This window comes from Frateuria sp. YIM B11624, assembly GCF_049727805.1.
Lineage (GTDB): Bacteria > Pseudomonadota > Gammaproteobacteria > Xanthomonadales > Rhodanobacteraceae > Frateuria_A.
This window is the reverse complement of the sequence record NZ_JBCNYA010000015.1, coordinates 15,047-31,108: the sequence shown is the minus strand read 5'-3', so window position 1 is coordinate 31,108 and position 16,062 is coordinate 15,047. Positions and strand designations below refer to the sequence as shown.

14 protein-coding genes are annotated in these 16,062 nt (G+C 68.0%); 9 read left to right on the top strand and 5 right to left on the bottom strand.

Annotation, left to right across the window (positions count from 1 at the left end):
* Positions 1-111: 111 nt before the first annotated feature.
* Positions 112-2,367 (bottom strand): glycosyl hydrolase family 95 catalytic domain-containing protein, encoded by a 2,256-nt coding sequence (locus tag AAIL17_RS09435; RefSeq protein ID WP_424682577.1) that lies wholly within the window; start codon positions 2,365-2,367, stop codon positions 112-114.
* 77 nt (positions 2,368-2,444) lie between these two features.
* Positions 2,445-5,030, bottom strand: coding sequence for a TonB-dependent receptor (locus AAIL17_RS09430; protein ID WP_424682576.1), 2,586 nt, complete (start codon positions 5,028-5,030; stop codon positions 2,445-2,447).
* A 362-nt stretch (positions 5,031-5,392) separates the two neighbouring features.
* Between AAIL17_RS09430 and AAIL17_RS09425 the strand changes: the two genes are divergently transcribed.
* Genes AAIL17_RS09425 through AAIL17_RS09415 form a run of 3 tightly spaced genes read left to right on the top strand, consistent with a single transcriptional unit; the run spans position 5,393 to position 7,277 of the window.
* Positions 5,393-5,692, top strand: coding sequence for a hypothetical protein (locus AAIL17_RS09425; protein WP_424682575.1), 300 nt, complete (start codon positions 5,393-5,395; stop codon positions 5,690-5,692).
* Positions 5,693-5,739: 47 nt separating this feature from the next.
* The gene (locus AAIL17_RS09420) at positions 5,740-6,147 is read left to right on the top strand and encodes a VOC family protein (protein WP_424682573.1); all 408 of its coding nucleotides are present in this window, start codon (positions 5,740-5,742) and stop codon (positions 6,145-6,147) included.
* Complete coding sequence (locus tag AAIL17_RS09415) at positions 6,144-7,277, top strand: serine hydrolase domain-containing protein (RefSeq protein WP_424682572.1); 1,134 nt, start codon at positions 6,144-6,146, stop codon at positions 7,275-7,277. The genes AAIL17_RS09420 and AAIL17_RS09415 overlap by 4 nt, the downstream gene beginning before the upstream one ends.
* A gap of 47 nt (positions 7,278-7,324) precedes the next feature.
* Here the strand turns inward: AAIL17_RS09415 and AAIL17_RS09410 are convergent, their stop codons facing one another.
* A complete protein-coding gene (locus tag AAIL17_RS09410) occupies positions 7,325-8,203 on the bottom strand; it encodes a pseudouridine synthase (RefSeq protein WP_424682570.1) in 879 nt (292 codons plus the stop codon).
* 75 nt (positions 8,204-8,278) lie between these two features.
* Between AAIL17_RS09410 and AAIL17_RS09405 the strand changes: the two genes are divergently transcribed.
* Complete coding sequence (locus AAIL17_RS09405; protein WP_424682569.1) at positions 8,279-8,833, top strand: YaeQ family protein; 555 nt, start codon at positions 8,279-8,281, stop codon at positions 8,831-8,833.
* A gap of 13 nt (positions 8,834-8,846) precedes the next feature.
* A complete protein-coding gene (locus AAIL17_RS09400; RefSeq protein ID WP_424682568.1) occupies positions 8,847-9,419 on the top strand; it encodes a cysteine hydrolase family protein in 573 nt (190 codons plus the stop codon).
* Positions 9,420-9,431: 12 nt separating this feature from the next.
* On the opposite strand, the gene AAIL17_RS09395 is transcribed toward AAIL17_RS09400, so the two are convergent.
* Positions 9,432-10,091 carry a DUF899 domain-containing protein gene (locus AAIL17_RS09395; RefSeq protein WP_424682567.1) on the bottom strand — a complete coding sequence of 220 codons (660 nt, stop codon included), beginning with the start codon at positions 10,089-10,091 and terminating at the stop codon, positions 9,432-9,434.
* 195 nt (positions 10,092-10,286) lie between these two features.
* Here AAIL17_RS09395 and typA point away from each other — a divergent pair, with 195 nt between their 5' ends.
* Both typA and AAIL17_RS09385 read left to right on the top strand, forming a co-directional pair.
* On the top strand, positions 10,287-12,116 hold the full coding sequence (gene typA / locus AAIL17_RS09390; protein ID WP_424682566.1) for a translational GTPase TypA: 1,830 nt from the start codon (positions 10,287-10,289) through the stop codon (positions 12,114-12,116).
* Positions 12,117-12,253: 137 nt separating this feature from the next.
* Positions 12,254-12,568 carry a hypothetical protein gene (locus AAIL17_RS09385; protein WP_424682565.1) on the top strand — a complete coding sequence of 105 codons (315 nt, stop codon included), beginning with the start codon at positions 12,254-12,256 and terminating at the stop codon, positions 12,566-12,568.
* A 76-nt stretch (positions 12,569-12,644) separates the two neighbouring features.
* Here the strand turns inward: AAIL17_RS09385 and AAIL17_RS09380 are convergent, their stop codons facing one another.
* Positions 12,645-13,697, bottom strand: a complete 1,053-nt coding sequence (locus AAIL17_RS09380; RefSeq protein WP_424682564.1) for a mechanosensitive ion channel family protein — start codon at positions 13,695-13,697, stop codon at positions 12,645-12,647.
* A 213-nt stretch (positions 13,698-13,910) separates the two neighbouring features.
* Here AAIL17_RS09380 and AAIL17_RS09375 point away from each other — a divergent pair, with 213 nt between their 5' ends.
* Together AAIL17_RS09375 and xth are read left to right on the top strand one after the other, a co-directional pair.
* Positions 13,911-15,173 (top strand): phospholipase D-like domain-containing protein, encoded by a 1,263-nt coding sequence (locus AAIL17_RS09375; RefSeq protein ID WP_424682632.1) that lies wholly within the window; start codon positions 13,911-13,913, stop codon positions 15,171-15,173.
* Between the two features lie 10 nt (positions 15,174-15,183).
* On the top strand, positions 15,184-15,987 hold the full coding sequence (gene xth / locus AAIL17_RS09370; protein WP_424682563.1) for an exodeoxyribonuclease III: 804 nt from the start codon (positions 15,184-15,186) through the stop codon (positions 15,985-15,987).
* Positions 15,988-16,062: the final 75 nt, after the last annotated feature.

Here is a 16,062-nt window from a genome sequence, read left to right as displayed (position 1 = left end):
AGGCGAGCAACCACAACAGCGATCGCGCGAAGTCCGCGATCGATCCGCTGCTTTCGACGAGGCTCCCCGCTCCCGGTCGCGCGCACGCTGTGTTCCGGCGGGGGATTCGCTTCACGGCAGCGCCTTGCGCACCAGCCGTGCCTTGCTGTCGGCGCCGCGCTCCACCCGGATGTCATAGCGCTGTCCACGGAAGTGCACGCCCTTGAGCGTCAAGCCGTTCCAGCCCGGCGGCAGCACCGGCGCGTACTTCTCGCTCAGGCCGTCGTCCTCGATGCGCAGGCCGGTGAGGCCGTAGAGCATGCTCTGCAGGAAACCGGCCGAGGTGGCCAGGATGTAGCCGGCGTTGTTGGCCGCCGTCTCCGTACGCACGTTGAACGGGGCTTTCAGGAAGCCGACCAGGTTGCGATCGATCCATTCGCCGGCGGCCTTGCCGTCGCCCAGTTCCGCGGCGCCGACGGCGAGCATCACCATCATCATTTCGTTGGGGTCGTCGCCGTGGCTCTTCAGCGCCTGCAGCTGGAAGTCGAAGTCGTTGCGGCGCACCTGCGGCGACATCGGCAGGTCCAGGTTCGGATACATCAGCCAGACCAGCGACGAGCCCATCCAGGTGATCTTGTCGTGCGGCACCGATTTGTCGAAGTCGAGGTGGCGCTGCTCCGCCTCGTCGAACGGGATGTACATCTTCGAGGCGATCTCGCTCCAGCGCGGGTCCGCCTTGGCGCCCACCACGCGCGCCGCCTTCACCGCGATCTCAAGCGCCTTGCGTGCAGCGGCGTTGGTGAAGGAGTCGTTCGGCACGTCGTTGTAAGCCTCGTCCGGCGAGGTGACGTGGTGGATCTGGTAGCGGTCGTGCGCCTTGTCGTAGCTGACCCGGCTGGTCCAGAACGTAGCGATGCCTTGCAGCACCGGCCAGGCGTGGGTCTTCAGCCAGTCCCTGTCGCCGGTGGCGAGGTAGTACTGCCATTGGGCGATGGCGATGTCGGCGTTGACGTGCACCTCGCGGTACACCTCATAGGCGAAGTGCGGGGTGACGTCCACGCCGGTCTGCGGATCGGCCTCCCACGGGTACATGGTGCCGGCCACGCCGTGCTGGCGGGCACGGGCGCGCGCCGGTTCGGTGGTGCGGCCGCGGAACATCACGATGGGTTTCGCGCGATCCGGATGCAGCAGCAGCAGCGCCGGGAACACCCAGGAGTCGCTGTCCCAGAACGCGTGCCCCGCGTAGTTGGGCGTCAGCGCGCAGGCGCCCATCGGCCAGGCGGTGCCGACGGTGGAATTGGACAGCAGGTAGTAGAGGTCCGAATGCACCGCCTTCTGCACGGCCGGATTGCCGTCGATCACGATGTCGGACTGCCACAGCCGGTGCCAGGCGGCCTGGTGGTCGGCCAGCAGGCGGTCGAAGCCGGTCGTGCGCGCGGCGGTGGCCAGGGCGAGCACGTCCTCGTCGTCGCCCCAGCCGTCGCGCGAGAGCGCCAGGTACTTGGTGAAGACGTAGCGCTGGCCCTTGTGCAACGTGGCCGTGATTTCCAGCGAGAGCTTGGTCGGTGTCCGCTCGAGCTTGACCGTGTCGGGCGACAGGCCTGGCGGCAGGCCGACCGCCGCTGCCTCGGCCATGCCCAAGCCATGCTGCGCCTTGCCCTTCAACTGCAGCGTCAGCGCTTTGCTGTCGCCGCCGCTGGAAAGCACCTGCGTATGGCCCGGATACCACACCGGCGCGCGGTCGGGCGTGGGCACCGGCTTGTTGTCCAGGTTCTGCCCGCTGGCGATCACCGCCGCGATCATCTCCTCGCCGCCCATGCTGGCGATCGGGAAGCGCGGCTGGTGCTCGGACCACAGCCGGATCGGGAAGCTCAGTTGCACCGGGCCGTCGAACTGCGGGGTGATCGCGATGCGCGTGGCCGCCAGGTGCGGCGAGGCCTGGCTGACGAAGGTGGTGACTTCGATGTCGCTGGCCTTGTTGGCGTAGGCGAAGCGGTAGCGCGTGGACAGCGTGGCATCGTGCATGTCCAGCGTCTGCGCGTAGTCGCGGAAGATGCCCGCGTCCAGCCGCGTGCGGTTGAGCCAGCCGCCGCCGGGGTTGTAGTCGATCTCGCTCCAGCCGGGAATCGCCGCCGGCCGCGAGATGTCGCCCGGCTTGTAGTCCATGAACGCGACCATGTACGCGGCGTTCGGCTCGGTGCCGCGCGGCGAGGTCATGGTGGAGAAGTAGCCGTTGGCCAGGTAGCTGGGGAAGTAGCTGCCGAAGTCCCTGGCGGTGGCGGTGAACTGGAAGCTCGGGTCGGTGGCGGCGAGCACCGGGGCGGCGGCCGCGGCGACGACGCACAAGGCGACCCGGAACAAGGTGGCAAGCAGGCGACCGGATTTCATCGCGCCTCCATCGTGAGGTCGGAAAAAAGATGCCTGCGCCCGCCATTAACTGCGGGACGCAGGCAATCCGGGGTGCTTCAGAACAGGTACTTCACCTGCAGGTTGACCTCGCGACCCTCCAGCGGACGGGCCAGGATCACGCCGGTGGTGCCGGCCGCCGAACCGAAGATGCGCGAGTTGCTCTCGGTCAGGCCCAGCTCGTTGGTCATGTTGGTGCCCTGCAGCCGCAGCTGCCAGCTCTGCTGGATGTTGGCGACGATGCCGAAGTCCCAGGTGTGGTAGCTGCCCAACTGCTGCAGGCCGGAGATGTCCTGCGTGTGCGGGCCCACGTGGGTGAAGGTGACGAAGGCCAGCACGTCGCCCCAGCCGAACGGGATCTTGTAGCTGGGCGTGAACATGTAGCGCACCTTCGGCTGGCGCTGCAGCTGCACGCCATTGATCAGCGCGCAGCCGTCGCCGGCCACAGGGTTGGTGTACGGCAGGCACGAGTTGTTGTGCGAGTAGTGGCCGTCCAGGTAGTTGCCGACCAGTTGGAACTTCAGGTTCTCGGTCGGGCTCCAGGCGGTGTTGACGTTGATGCCCTTCGAATCGGAACCGTAGGTGCTCTGCGGGCCGTTCGGCACGCCGGCCGCGTCGGTGGGCTGGTACAGCAGGCCGATGAACTGGCGGTGGTAGGCGCTCAGGTCGAGGAACCACTGCTCGCTCTGGTATTTGAAGCCGCCCTCGAAGTTCTGGATCTTCTGCATCGGCGCGGTATTGCCCGTGGTATTGCCACGGATGCCGTTGTCGAAGTCGTCGAAGTGGCCGCCCTGGTTGGCGCGGATGTACACGCTCATGTTGTCGGCGAGCTCGTAGTTCACGCCGAAGGTCCACGACGGGTGGGTCTTGTCGTAGTTCGTACGGGCGAAGGTGCCGTCGCAGACCGGCACTGCGTTGTTGTAGAGCGTGTAGGGGTTGCCGTCGGTGTCGATCACGCCATTGACGGGATTGCCGTCAGCATCGACCCGGCCGTCACTCTGGAAGTTGCACACATTGTTGGTGGCGTCCTGGTTCTCGATGCGACCGGACAGGTCGATCAGCCACTTGCCGATGCGCCAGATGTCGGAGAGGTAGAACGCCTTGTTGGTGGCGGTGCCATGCTGGGCGATGTTGAAGCCGCCGTTGTCGAGGAAGCCCTGGTTGTCGGTCAGGTAATAGGTCTGGCCGCCGTCGACGTAGGTGACCGTGATCGGACGCGCGTTGGGCGTATTGGTCATCAGCATCTGGTTGCCCAGTGCCCACTGGTCGTCCATGGTGTAGTGGGCCAGGTACACGCCGGCGGTGAGGGTGTTGCCCTCGAAGATTTCCTTGCTCAGGCGGAAATCGTTGCTCATGTTCTTCAGGTGCTTGTGGATGAACCACCAGCCCTGGTGGATCACGCTCTGGTTCGGATCGACCGCGCCGCCGCCGACGTAGCTGGCGGTGGCCGAACCGGGCGCCAGGTTGAACGCGCCGATCTGGCTCTGGTCGGTGTAGAGCATGTCGTTGAGGCTGCCCGGGTTGGTGCCGGAGAACAGCGCGTTGGTGTCGGCGTCGCCGCCGTCGATCAGGAACTTGTCCGAGATGTTCCAGCCGTTGCCCAGGTCGTAGTCGAAGTTGCCGCCGAAGAAGCCGAACTTGGCGCCGCGTCCGTTGGCGAGGTTGGCGTCGCGTCCTCCTCCCGGATAGCCGGCAAGGAACACGTGCTGGATGGCCGGCCCGTTGTAGGTATCGGTGAGCGGATCGAAGCCCGGATAGGCGCTGAAATGGTCGGTGCCGCTCTGGATCAGCGGAATCGGCGTGATGAACTGGTTGCGGTCGTTGAGATAGCGCGCGTACAGCGTCATCGTGCCGTTGTCGCTGTCGTGCGTGAACGTGCCGGTGAGCTGGCCGCCCTTGTCCGCGGCGAACTTGGGATCGCGCACGCCGTCGGAGTCGCGGTAGAAGCCGCCGATGCTGCCGTAGGTGTCCTTGCCCAGCGGGAAGCCGAAGAAGCCGTCGAGGCGACGCAGGTTCTCGTTGCCGTAGGTGACACCGACGCTGCCCGAAGGCACCTCGGTGCCCTGCTTGAGGATGAAGTTCTCGCTGGCGCCGATCTGGCCGTCGGCGAACACCACCGACGGACCGCCCTGGATGATTTCCGCGCGGTCGACGGTGTCGTCCAGGCGAAAGATGGAGGTCTGCTCGAAGAACGACAGCGTGGGCATGCCGTAGAGAGGCGAACCCATCAGCTGCACGGTGTTGAACGGCGCGTCGCCGCCGCCGGGGAAGCCGGCGATCTCGATGTTGGCGCCGGTCTGGCCGCCGGTGGATTCAGGCCACAGGCCCGGCGCGATCTTCAGCAGGTCGGCCGTGCTCTTGGGATTGGCCATCTTGATCTGTTCGGCGGTGGCCGTGGTCACCGTGTAGCTGGTGTCGATCTTCCGCAAGCCGCCGGTGGCGGTGTTGCCGGTCACCACCACCTGCTCGAGGCTCTTGGCGTTGGCGGCGCTCGGTTTTTGCTGTGCCTTGGTACTGGCTGGCGGCACAGGGGTGGACTGCGGCGCGGTGCCCTGCGTCTGGTCGTCGTTCTGCGCCAGCGCAAGGCCGGGCATCAGGCAGGCGGCGATCGCCGCGGATAGGGCCACTTGTACGTACTTGTTCATCAGCTTCGCTCCCCGTCAGGTCTGTTACACGACGGTGGGCTGCCCGGCGGGCAGCCACGCCGCTTCGCCGTTCTTATTGCTTGTGCCTGCGGCATTTCGCCACGGCCGAGGCAAATACTTACCCCCGCGTGAGCGTGCTGTAAATGCGCGCTGCACTTTCGCGCGCATGTTGCACCGCATCACGACGCGCCTCCGAACACAGGCAGCCGGCCAGCCAGCCTTCGAGCCAACCCGTTTGCAAGCAGATGTTGCCGGCCTCCCCGGCCTACACAAACGCTCACAGATCCCACGCCGCCGGAAACATCCTGCGGAGGCCACGGCCATACCGTGCATGCATCCCACCCAACCCTCGAGGCAACAGCATGCGTATCTCTCTCCGGCCCACCCGACGCCTGGCCACGACCCTGCTCGCCGTGCTTGCGCTGGGCCTCAGCGGCTGCGCGGGCGCGCGCGAGGCCCGCTCGCAACAGATGATGGAACGGGCCCAGCAGCGTTTCGCCGACGCCGATTCGAACCATGACGGTCGCTTGAGCCGGGACGAGGCCAAGGCGGGCACGCCACGCCTGGCCGACCATTTCGACGAGATCGACAGCGACCACGACGGCCAGCTGACGACGGCGGAAATCGTCGACTACATCAAGCAGCGCCGGGGCTCCCGCTGATGGAGGCGTGCGTCCCATCCGCATCGGGACTCGCGCGCAACCGCTCGATGCCTGCCGCTACGATCATCCCCGTATTGGACTATCCCGACGTTCGCGCCGCCGTGCGCTGGCTGGAGCGCGTTTTCGGTTTCCGCGAGCGCCTGCGCATCGCCGACCACCGCGCGCAAATGGAATTCGGCGGCGCCTGCATCGTGGTGCGCGAAGGCTTTCACCCCGGCGGCGTCGGGGCTCGCCCCGCCCAGGCGGTGATGGTCCGGCTGGTCGGCATCGAACGGCACCACGCGCATGCGCTTGCCGCGGGCGCCCGGATCATCAGCCCGCCCACGCGTTTCCCCTATGGCGAGATCCAGTACAGCGTGTTCGATCCGGGCGGGCATGCCTGGGTGTTTTCCGAAACCTTCCAGGACACCGACCCGGCCGAATGGGGCGGATGGCTGTGCGGTGGCGATGCATGAAGATTTCCGATACCGCGCGACTGCTGCTCGCGATCTTCGTCATGGCCGGCCTGTCCGGGTGCGTGGCCCTGCTCATCCATGCGGGCAAGCGCGCGTACCTGGCCAGCAGGAAACCCGCCGCCGCCCAGCCCGCGGCGCGGGCACCCGCAGCCGCGGAGCAGGCGCTGCAGGATGCGATTCGCCACGGTGCGCCCGGCCTGACCGCGATCGTGATGAGGGACGGCCGCGTGCTGTTTCGCGAGGACCTCGGCGGCATCGATCCGGCTGCACAGTTTCCGGTGGCCTCGGCTTCGAAATGGATGACCGCGGCGCTGGTCATGACCGTCGTCGACGAGGGCAAGCTCTCGCTCGACGCACCGATTTCCCGCTACCTGCCTGCCTTCACCGGTGCCGTCGGCCGCACGACATTGCGGCAACTACTGGCGCAGACCTCCGGCGAAGGCAGCCTGCTCGACCGTGTCGACCTGCAACAGGATCCGCGAATCACCCTGGCCGCTTCCGCGGACGCGGTCGCACGCCGGCCGTTGCAGGACGCGCCGGGCACGGTGTTCCGCTACGGCGGACCCGGCTTCCAGGTGGCGGGGGCGGCGGTCGAGGCGGTGACGGACGAGCGCTGGTCCGCGCTGTTCGACCAGCGTATCGCCGGGCCGCTCGGCATGACCCACACCTACTGGGAACACCTGCCCACCCGCGGCGTGGCGCCCTCGGACACGCTCGACCCGCTGCTGCAGGGTGGCGTGGTCACGACCGCGCAGGACTACGCGCGCTTCCTCACGATGCTCGCGCAGGACGGCAGCGCGGATGGGAAGCGCATCCTCTCCACCGGCGCGGTGGATGCCATGGAAACGGCGCAGACGCTCGGCCTGCCGATGGCCTACAAACCGCCCGGAGCCGGGCATGGCGGCCCGCAGTACGCGCTGGGCAACTGGTGCGAGCGCTGGTCCGCCGACCGACGCTGCACGCTGGTGTCCAGTCCCGGCGCGTTCGGCACGTATCCATGGATCGACCGGCAAAGCGGCCTTTACGGCATCTTCTTCACCCGCGCGCGCTTGCCGCGCATCGTCGACGACCTGGTCCGCGCACGCACGGCCATCCTCGAGGCCTACGGCGGACGCGACCGGCATGCCTGACACCGCGGGTGACGTTGGGCGCGAGCCGGAGCGGCTCCATCCGGCGCCTACGCGACCGGATCCAGCGACAGCCTGCTGCGGAACTCCCGCGGCTGTCCGCTCAGGGGATCGACGAACGTGAGGGCGCGCGCGAGCAGTTGCAGGGGCCGGCTGAAGTCATCGCCGCCGCGCTCCTGCAGTTGCGGGTAGAACCGGTCGTTGCAGATCGGCGCGCCGAGCGACGCCATGTGCACGCGCAACTGGTGCTTACGTCCGGTATGCGGCTCCAGCGCATAGCGCCACAGCCGCGTGCCGCGCTCGATCACCTCCACGCGCGTCTCGCTGTTCGCCTCGCCGTCCACCTCGCACATGCGGAAGAACGGCTCGCCGCGTTGCAGCCGCGAGCGGCGGACGTGTGGAAAATCCAGGCCCGGCAACGGCGCGGCCAGCGCCTCGTAGCGCTTGGCGATGCGCCGTGCGCGGAACGGGCCGAGATACGCATCGCGCGTGGCCGGCTGCGCCGAGAACAGCACCAGCCCGGCGGTCTCGCGGTCGAGCCGGTGCAGCGGCACCAGCGATGGATTGCCCAGCCTTCGAACCAGCCGCGCCAGCAGGGTCTGCCGCACGTATGCGCCGGCCGGGATCACCGGCAGGAAGTGCGGCTTGTCGACCACCACCAGGTGCTCGTCGGCATGCAGCACCACCTCCTCGCCGGGCACGGACGGCTCGCTGGCCACCTCGCGGAAATAGCGCAGCTTCATGCCGGCCCGGTGCGGCGTGCGCTCGTCGATCGGCGCGCCGTCGGCATCCAGCACGCGGCCGCGGCGCACGCGGTCCAGCCACTGCTCGCGCGGAATGCGCGGGAAGCACGCGCACAGGCCATCGAGAGCGGTCGGCCAGTCGCCTTCGGGCAGGTGCACGGTGCTGGGGGCGTCGGCGTGGATCATCGACGGCGAGCTTAGCGCCGGCCGCCAGGGAGCCGGGGCGTACAATGACCGATTGCACTGCAACCAGGCACGTCCATGGCCCTCAACGCCACCATCCACAAAGCCGAACTGTCGATCAGCGACATGGACCGGCATTACTACGCCACCCACGCACTCACCCTCGCCCGCCATCCGTCCGAAACCGAGGAGCGGCTGATGGTGCGGCTGCTCGCCTTCGCGCTGCATGCCGACGAGCGGCTCGAATTCGGCAAGGGCCTCAGCGACGAGGACGAGCCCGCCCTGTGGCGGCGCGCGTACAGCGGCGAGGTGGAACAGTGGATCGAGCTCGGCCAGCCGGACGAGGCGCGCCTCCGCAAGGCCTGCGGCCGCGCGCAGCAGGTGGTGGTGCTCAACTACGGCGGGCGCGCCGCCGACATCTGGTGGGACAAGGTGGGCGGCGCGCTCTCGCGCAACGAAAACCTGACCGTGCTCGACATCGACGAGGCCTCCGTGCGCCAGCTCGCCGCGTTGTGCGAGCGTGGCATGCGGCTGCAGTGCCTGATCCAGGATGGCGAGCTGCAGCTGATCGCCGGCGATGCCACCATCGCGATCCGGCCACGCGCCCGCATGGGCGAGTACGCGGCCGCCTGAGCGGGAGCCAGCCATGCACGCCGACCCGGGTCCGCGCACTGCCCTGTTGCTGATGGACCTGCAGCCATCGATCCTGCAGAACTATCCGGACGAGGGCCTGCTCGGGCGCATCCGCACCGCCCTCGCCGCCGCGCGGCGTGCCGGCCTGCCGGTGGTGTGGGTGCGGGTGTGCTTCCGGCCGGGCTATCCCGAGGTGTCGCCCAACAACATGCGGTTTTCGGAAATGCGCCGGACCGGCCGCCTGGTCGAAGGGGAGCCGGGCAGCGACCTCCACCCTTCGCTCGACGTGCAGCCGCAGGACGTGGTGGTGACCAAGCGTCGCATCGGCGCATTCGCCGGCAGCGACCTGGAGATGGTGCTGCGCGCGGCCGGCATCGAGGCATTGGTGCTGGCGGGCGTGGCCACCAGCGGCGTGGTGCTCTCGACCGTGCGGCTGGCGGCCGACCTGGACTACCGCCTCACCGTGCTGGCCGACGGCTGCGCCGATGCCGATCCGGAAGTGCACCGCGTGCTGACCGAGAAGGTGTTCCCCCGCCAGGCCGCCGTGCAGACGATCGCCGCCTGGGTGGAAAGCCTCTCCCTGTAGCGCGCCGTGTCCTCACGCTTCGCCGTACTCGTCGTGCCGGCGCCACCAGCGGTAGGGCTCGGTCTGCGGCCAGCCGGACGGCGAGTCTTCCCAGCTTTCCTGGCGGCCGAACGGCGTGAGGTCGAGCAGGTTGAAGTCCAGCCGCAGGCGGTCGACGCCGCGGGCATCGGTGAAGTAGCTGCGGTACACCACCTCACCCTCGCGCAGGAACACGCTCAACCCGAAGCCGCCTCCGCCCAGGCCGCAGGCTTCGTTGAAGGCCGGGCCCAGCGCGGCGTACCAGGGCACCTGCCAGCCCATGCGTGCGCGGTAGGCGGCCAGCCGCGCGTACGGCGCCGGCGTGACCAGGGCCAGGGTGGTGTCGCGTGCGTGCAGGTGCTCCAGCCGGCCGATGTTGTCCGCGAAGCCCGAGCAGCCCACGCAGAAGTCCTCTCCCGGCGGCATGAAGTGATAGACCACCAACTGGCGCCGGCCCTCGAACAGGTCCGCCAGGCCGAGCTCGCCCGCCGGACCTTCGAAGCGGTAGCCGCCCGCGAAACGCACCATCGGCAGCCGGCGTCGCTCGGCCGCCAGCGCGTCGAGCGCACGGGTGGCCTCTTTTTCGCGGACACGCAGCCGGTGGAGGGCTGCCTGCCAGTCCTCGGGGGACGCCACGGGGGGCATGCCATTCATCGTTGGTCTCCTGTCGTGGCCCGCTGCGGGCCGCCCTCTCCACGACGGCCGGAAGGCCAGTTTTTCGACCGATCGGGCCCGCCAGGGCCGTTCAGACCCGGCACGGGCAAGTTGTCGCGCAAGTCCGTATAATTCCCGGGTTAACCCCTCCGAAACTTACGTGGCGGCTTTCCACGCGCCGCCCGGGCCTGTGCCATGTCCATCGAAAAACTGCGCAACATCGCCATCGTCGCCCACGTCGACCATGGCAAGACCACGCTTGTGGATCAGCTTCTCAAACAATCGGGCACCCTGTCCGAACGCACGGTGCTGGCCGAGCGCGTGATGGACTCCAACGACCAGGAAAAGGAACGCGGCATCACCATCCTGGCCAAGAACACCGCCATCAGCTGGCAGGGCAACCGCATCAACATCGTCGACACCCCCGGACACGCCGACTTCGGCGGCGAGGTGGAGCGCGTGCTGTCGATGGTGGACACCGTGCTGATCCTGGTCGACGCGATGGACGGCCCGATGCCGCAGACCCGTTTCGTCACCCAGAAGGCCTTCGCGATGGGCTTCAAGCCGATCGTGGTGGTCAACAAGATCGACCGCCCCGGCGCCCGCCCCGAGTGGGTCGTGGAACAGGTGTGGGACCTGTTCGACCGCCTGGGCGCCACGCCCGAGCAGATGGACTTCCCGATCGTCTACGCCTCGGCGCTGAACGGCTACGCCTCGCTGGACGAGAACGCCCGCGAAGGCGACATGACCCCGCTGTACGAAGCCATCATGCAGCACGCGCCCAAGCCGGAAGTGGATCCGGAAGGCCCGTTCCAGATGCGCATCAGCCAGCTCGACTACAACAACTTCGTCGGCGTGATCGGCATCGGCCGCATCCAGCGCGGCACGCTGAAGAAGAACATGCCCGTCGCGGTGATCGACCGCCACGGCAAGAAGCGCCAGGGCAAGGTGCTGCAGGTGCTGGGCTTCATGGGCCTGGAGCGCATCGAGCAGGACAGTGCCGAGGCCGGCGACATCGTCGCCATCTCCGGCATCGCGGAGCTCACCATTTCCGACACCGTCTGCTCGCTGGACAAGCCCGAGGCGCTGCCGGCGCTGACCGTCGACGAGCCGACCATCAGCATGACCTTCCAGGTGAACAACTCGCCGTTCGCCGGCAACAAGGACCTCTCCGGCGGCAAGTTCCTCACCAGCCGCCAGCTCAAGGACCGCCTCGAGCGCGAGCAGGTGCACAACGTGGCGCTGCGCGTCGAGCAGGGTTCGGACGCGGACAAGTTCCTGGTCTCCGGCCGCGGCGAGCTGCACCTGTCGGTGCTGATCGAGAACATGCGCCGCGAGGGCTACGAGCTCGCCGTGTCGCGCCCGGAAGTGATCGTCAAGGAGATCGACGGCCAGAAGATGGAGCCGTTCGAGCAGCTGGTGGTCGACGTGGAAGAGATTCACCAGGGCCCGGTGATGGAGCGCCTGGGCATCCGCAAGGGCCAGCTCAAGAACATGGAGCCGGACGGCAAGGGCCGCGTGCGCCTGGAGTACATGATCCCGGCGCGTGGCCTGATCGGCTTCCAGAACCAGTTCAAGACCCTGACCCAGGGTTCGGGCCTGCTGTTCCACGTGTTCGACCATTACGGTCCGAAGGAAGAAGGCCAGATCGCCAAGCGCCCCAACGGTGTGATGATCGCCAACGCCGGCGGTACCACCCCCGCCTACTCGCTGGGCCCGCTGCAGGAGCGCGGCAAGCTGTTCGCGGCCGAGGGCGACAACGTGTACGAGGGCCAGCTGGTCGGCATCCACGCCAAGGACAACGACCTGACGGTCAACGCGATCAAGCCCAAGCCGCTGACCAACATGCGCGCCTCGGGCAAGGACGACGCGATCCAGCTCACTCCGGCGATCAAGTTCTCGCTGGAGCAGGCGCTGGACTTCATCGACGACGACGAGTTGGTCGAGGTCACGCCGAAGGAAATCCGCCTGCGCAAGAAGCACCTGACCGAGAACGACCGCAAGAAGGCCTCTCGCGCGGCGTGACCGCCGTCGCATCCGGGACACGATCAAGCCGCCGCGAGGCGGCTTTTTCGTTCCCGTGCACATGGCGACCACGGTGGCGGGTGCAACGTCCGGACGACCGGCGCGGGGACGCCGGCGCGAGAGCCAAGGGAGCTGTCATGGAGATTCCGAGCAGCCGGCCGGTGTCCTTCACCCAGGTCGGCAACGAGCTGGACGGCTTGAAGAACGAAGTGGAAGCCATGTCGCTGGTGCTGCGTGCGCTGATCGAATCGCATCCGGCGCCGGCCGAGCTGGTCAAGCGCTGGCGTGCGCTGAGCCGCGACCCGATCGACCAGACCCGGCCCAAGGGCTGCCACCAGGGCGTGCTCACGCGGCAGGAGCGGCTCTACCAGACGCTGCAACGCTGGTCGCACACCGTCCACAGCGCCGAGATATCCGGTTCCCTCTCCCCGCCCGGGAGAGGGCTGGGGTAAGGGGGCCTCTGGCTCCCTCTCCCCTTCGGGGAGAGGGCTGGGGTGAGGGGCCGCGCTTGCCACAAGATCGCCCCCCCTAGCGATTGTCCCCCTTCGGAAACTTCACCCGCTCCGGCTCCGCATTGAGCCGCGCCAGCATGGTGCCGATCAGCCGTGTCTTGACGCTGCCGGCATGGCGCGGATCCACCACGTAGCGCACGATCGCGTCGACCCAGGTATTGGCATTGATGCGGAACAGCACCGACGGCCGCTCGTTCACCTGCAGCTCGTCCACCGGCGTCCTGGCCAGCACCTCGCGGAAGGTGCGTACACGATCGAGCATCGCCTCGCCCAGCTCCTCCTCGGCCGCCTCGCGCATCACCTGCGCCACGAAGGCGAAATCGCTGTCGTAGGCGACCTGGAACTTGATCTCGTTCCAGACGTAGGGGAACACCGGCCAGGAATAGTTGTAGACCGCGCTGGTCAGCACGTTGGCGTTGGGAAACTTGATGATCCGTCCGCTCGGGTGGTCGGAGGACAGGTACGGCCCGCCGACCTCCCACAAGGTGGTGTCCAGGTAGGTCACGTCGATCACGTCGCCGGTGGCGTCGCCGATCTGGATGCGGTCGCCGACGCGGTACGGCTCGCGCACCAGGATGTAAACCCAGCCAATGAAGCTGGTGATCGGCGTCTGCAGTGCGAAGCCCAGCACCAGCGAGATCAGCCCCAGCGACGCCACCGCCGCGTACCAGTTGGCGAACAGCACCGACACCACGATCAGCGCCAGCACGACGTAGATGACCAGCCTCAGGATGCGCTTGAGGTTGTAGCGCGTGACCGCAGTCTGCGCCCGCTCGATCGCGAAGGCCCGCACCAGCCGCGCCGCGGCCAGCGTCAGCACCACCGCCATCGCGCCCACGGTGGCGCGCCGGGCCATCGGCAGGTAACGGCCGAGGATGCCGAAAAGCTCCAGGCGCAGGAGATAGAACAGCACGCACAGCACGGCCAGCACCAGCGCGTAGATGCCCAGCCAGAGCTTGTGCCCCGAGCGCACCGGGCGCTTGTGCTTGTGGTGCGTGGCCGTGCTGGTGGCCAGCGCGCGGCGCACGTCGGCGCGGCGCTCCACCCGGCGTACCGCCTTGTCGGTCATGCGTTCTCCCAGGAACCGGTCACCGCACACAGCAGACAACCGCGGCGGTGCCGGTCGGGTGAAGACGTTGACCCCCGCTGCACGCCAGCGCCGGATGATGAGTCCGGTAGCAATGCGCTGCACCGACACCGTGGTCCAGGAGAAGAGATGCCGGCCGAATCCGCGAGCACCGGCGACAGATGTCCGCCGCCACGACCGAACTGGAAGCGGCGCCTGACATGGGCGGCCCTGGGCGCCTTCGCGGCGCTGGCGATCGGCGTGCTGGTGCTCAACCTGATCCCGCAAACCCAGCAACTGGTGCATCCGCTGGGACCCCTGAGCCCGGTCGACAGCCCGCAGTTCCGTCGCGAGATCGGCAACCTGCTCGGCCCACCCATCATCGAGGGCAACGCGGTGGAGGACTTCCAGAACGGCGCGGAAATCTTCCCCGCCATGCTGGAGGCGATCCGTTCGGCCAGGACCAGCGTGGACATGGAGACCTACATCTACTGGTCCGGCCACGTCGCCGACGAGTTCGTGCAGGCGCTCACCGAGCGCGCCCGCGCCGGCGTGCGGGTGCACGTGATTGCCGACTGGGTCGGCTCGGTCAAGATGCACCACGACGTGGTCCAGGCGCTGCGCGACGGCGGCGTGCACTTCGAGTACTTCCATCCGCTGCGCTGGTACGACATCGACCGCTTCAACAACCGCACCCACCGCAAGCTGCTGATCGTCGACGGCCGCGTGGCCTTCACCGGCGGCGTGGGCATCGCCGACGAATGGAACGGCCACGGCGACCGGCCGGACATCTGGCGCGACATGCAGATCCGCATCACCGGCCCGGGCGCGTTGCAAATGCAGGCAGTGTTCGAGGACAACTGGATCACCACCACGGGCCAGGCGCTGCTCGGCGCGGAGTACTACCCCGAGGTGCCGCCGGCCGGGGACGTCGCCGTGCAGACGGTCGCCAGTTCGCCCGAGGGCGGCGGCGAAAACCTGCAGTTGATGTACCTGATGGCGATCGACGGCGCGCGCCGCTCGATCGACCTGGAGGCGGCCTACTTCGTCCCGGACGACCTGACCATGGCAGCCCTCAAGCGCGCGCTGGCGCGCGGCGTGCGCATCCGCATGGTGGTGCCGGGTCCCTATGTCGACAGCGAGATCATCAAGAGCGCGTCGCAGAACCGATGGGGCGAAATGCTGCAGGCCGGCGCGCACATCTGGCGCTTCCAGCCGGCCATGTTCCACAACAAGCTGATGATCGTGGACGACTACCTCACCATCGCAGGCAGCGCCAACTTCGACAACCGTTCCTTCAGCCTCAACGACGAATCCAACGTGCTGGTGTTCGACCGCGGCTTTGCGGCGAAGATGACAGAAGTCGTCGAACGCGACATCGCACAGTCGCAGGAACTCTCCCTCGAGCAGTGGCGACACCGCCCGTGGACGCGCCGCGTGCTGGACTGGCTCTCCGCGCTGGGCGCGACACAGTACTGAGGAGGACGCCGTGGCCACCCGCAAGCCGCTCAAGGTCGCCACCTTCAACATCAATGGCGTGCGCACGCGGCTGGCCTCGCTGCTGGCCTGGCTGGAGCGCGAACAGCCCGACGTGGCCTGCCTGCAGGAACTGAAGGCCCCGGACGAGGCCTTTCCCGTCGGCCCGATCCGCGACGCCGGCTACGGTGCGATCTGGCACGGCCAGCGCTCGTGGAACGGCGTGGCGATCCTGGCCCGCGGCGCCGAGCCGCTGGAAAGCCGTCGCGGCCTGCCGGGCGATCCGCAGGACATGCAGAGCCGCTATCTGGAAGCGGCCGCGCACGGCCTGATCGTCGGCTGCCTCTACCTGCCCAACGGCAACCCGCAGCCGGGCCCGAAGTTCGACTACAAGCTGGCCTGGTTCGACCGCTTCCTCGACTACGCGCACGGCCTCATCGACAGCGAACACCCGGTGGTGCTGGCCGGCGACTACAACGTGGTGCCCACCGACGAGGACATCTACAACCCGCGCTCCTGGCGCAAGGATGCGCTGCTGCAACCGGAAAGCCGCGAGCGCTACGCCGACCTGCTGGCGCAGGGCTGGACCGATGCGCTGCGCCACCGCTTCGGCGAGGAACGCGTGTACACGTTCTGGGATTACTTCCGCCAGCACTGGGAGCGCAACTCGGGCCTGCGCATCGACCACCTGCTGCTCAACCGCGCGCTGACGCCGCGGCTGAAGGACGCCGGCGTGGACCGCTGGGTGCGCGCCCTGCCGCATCCGAGCGACCACGCACCGACCTGGATCACGCTGGGCCGCAGCAAGACCCGCTAGCCCGCCGCCGGCATGGGGGAAACCGCCGGTCCGCTCGTCCCGTGTAGATCGTGGGACTGGCCGCTGCCTTGCCGC